Origin of the sequence: Faecalicoccus sp. (assembly GCF_036552745.1) — a bacterium.
In the GTDB taxonomy this organism is placed as follows: domain Bacteria; phylum Bacillota_I; class Bacilli_A; order Erysipelotrichales; family Erysipelotrichaceae; genus Faecalicoccus.
This window is the reverse complement of record NZ_JAXKBY010000158.1, coordinates 1-1,927: the sequence shown is the minus strand read 5'-3', so window position 1 is coordinate 1,927 and position 1,927 is coordinate 1. Positions and strand designations below refer to the sequence as shown.

Sequence of the window (1,927 nt, the reverse complement as noted above, 5' to 3'; positions counted from 1 at the left end):
GAGATGAACTGGGGATTTTTATTATTTAGGGGTTCATACACATATAAAAAGGGACTAATAGTCCAAAGTAGTTCAAAAACTACTCAACTGTTAGACCCCCTTTGTTTTATTCATTTTCTGTTTCTTCCTGTGAAGTCTCTGTATCTTCTGCCGGCTGTGTTTGTAGGATCTGTTCGATCTGATATTGCTTGCCAAAAACACGCTGTACATATTCACTAAAACTTTGATTTTGTATTTCCTGCTCACTCATATAAGCACGTTCCCCAAAAATGTCTTGTGTCTGCACTTCATTTCCATCATTGATTTCCGGCACACAAACCAGATAATACAGCGTTCTTGTCTGGTCCTTCCATGTAAAATCTAATCGGCAAATCTGGATGATACGATCGGTTGCTTCCGAGGAGTAGGATTTCAAAAAAGCCGCATAAGTCACCTGCAGATTGTCTAATTTCCAGTTTTCATCCTCATCGGTAGAACCATTCAGCGCTAGAATTTCCTGTGAATGATCTTGAACATAGGATCGCCCGGCTTCTAAAACATCCTCTAAATAGGAAGGATCAATCTGCGATAAAGAAGCATACCGGTCCAACAATCCTTCTACAGTCAGTTCTGTTGTCGTGTTTGTGATCTGATAATGATATCGCTGTGCCAAATTCTCATCATAGGTCGCTGTAATCGTCACCACTTCGCCATTGGAAAGATCATGATTGGGACTCACTTCAAAATCCACCGTATCTAAAAATTCCTGCATTCTTTGATTCAAATCGTCTTTTCGAGCACTGACGTCAATGGTTGCCATACCATTTTCTCCGGTATAGGAAACTTCTATGTTTTCGGTGATGTCAATTTCAACCGTTCGTAAGAAAAAGAAATAAGCCATGCTGATGAGGATCGTGCCCATCGTGATGATCGATATAAAATAGATGACTTTATCTTTGATTTTTTCTTGTTCCATATGGATATTCTAATCGAAATACGATGCGTTTTCCAGTGCCTGCTCCACATATTCCAACATCGCCGTATCGCTTCGGAGCTCCAGAATTTCTTTAGCATCCTGCACACAGCATTCCATCATCGCCTGATCTGTATTTAAATTGGCAAACAAGAAACCGGGAACACCACTTTGACGAAAGCCGAGTACATCACCGGGACCACGTGTTTTTAAATCATATTCGGTAATGGAAAAACCATCTGTGTATTTCTCTAACATTTTTAATCGCTCTATGGCTGTTTCTTCCTTTGTCGAACTCAACAAATAACAATGCCCCTGCCTTGGACCTCGCGCCACTCTTCCTCGCAGCTGATGCAGCGTACTTAAACCAAAGCGATGCGCATCATAAATCACCATCCATGTCGCATTGGGAACATCTATTCCAACTTCAATAACCGTAGTGCTGACAAGGATATCAATTTTGTGTTCGGCAAACTGCTGCATGTTTTCCTCTTTTTGAGCCGCGCTCATCTTTCCATGCAACAAGGCAATCGATACATCCTTTAATGTCTTCTTCATACCCTCATAAATGGATTGCACACTGCGCAAAGAAGTTTCTTCATTTTCTTCAATAGACGGACACACCACATATCCCTGCCATCCGTCTTTGATTCCCTGCAACAACTCTTTTAAGATGGGTTTCATGCTGGAACCGGGTACATACTGGGTCTTTACCGGTTTTCTTCCCGGCGGCATGGTCTTGATATTGGATACATCCAAATCGCCAAACAGGAAATGAGCGGCCGTTCTTGGAATTGGGGTTGCTGACATCATCAAAAGATCGACGGCTTTTCCCTTTTCCAAAAGAGATCTTCGCTGACGTACGCCAAAGCGCTGTTGTTCATCCACGATCACAAAGCCCAGATTTTTAAAGGAGACAGCTTCCTGAAACAAGGCATGCGTTCCTACCACCAATAAGATACTTCCATCAGCCAG

Annotated in this window: 2 protein-coding genes; both read right to left on the bottom strand. The window is 42.2% G+C overall.

Translation table 11 applies throughout. The features are described 5' to 3' along the window. Positions 1 to 106: 106 nt before the first annotated feature. Positions 107 to 955: a hypothetical protein gene (locus U0M88_RS07545; protein WP_331869423.1), complete on the bottom strand. Its 849-nt coding sequence runs from the start codon at positions 953 to 955 to the stop codon at positions 107 to 109. A 9-nt stretch (positions 956 to 964) separates the two neighbouring features. Continuing rightward, a partial coding sequence (locus U0M88_RS07540) for a helicase-related protein (protein WP_331869422.1) occupies positions 965 to 1,927 on the bottom strand: 963 nt, incomplete at its 5' end.

Bases quoted from the DNA above. Each gene is read 5' to 3' on its own strand.
- U0M88_RS07545 (WP_331869423.1), bottom strand. From the start codon at position 955: ATGGAACAAGAAAAAATCAAAGATAAAGTCATCTATTTTATATCGATC.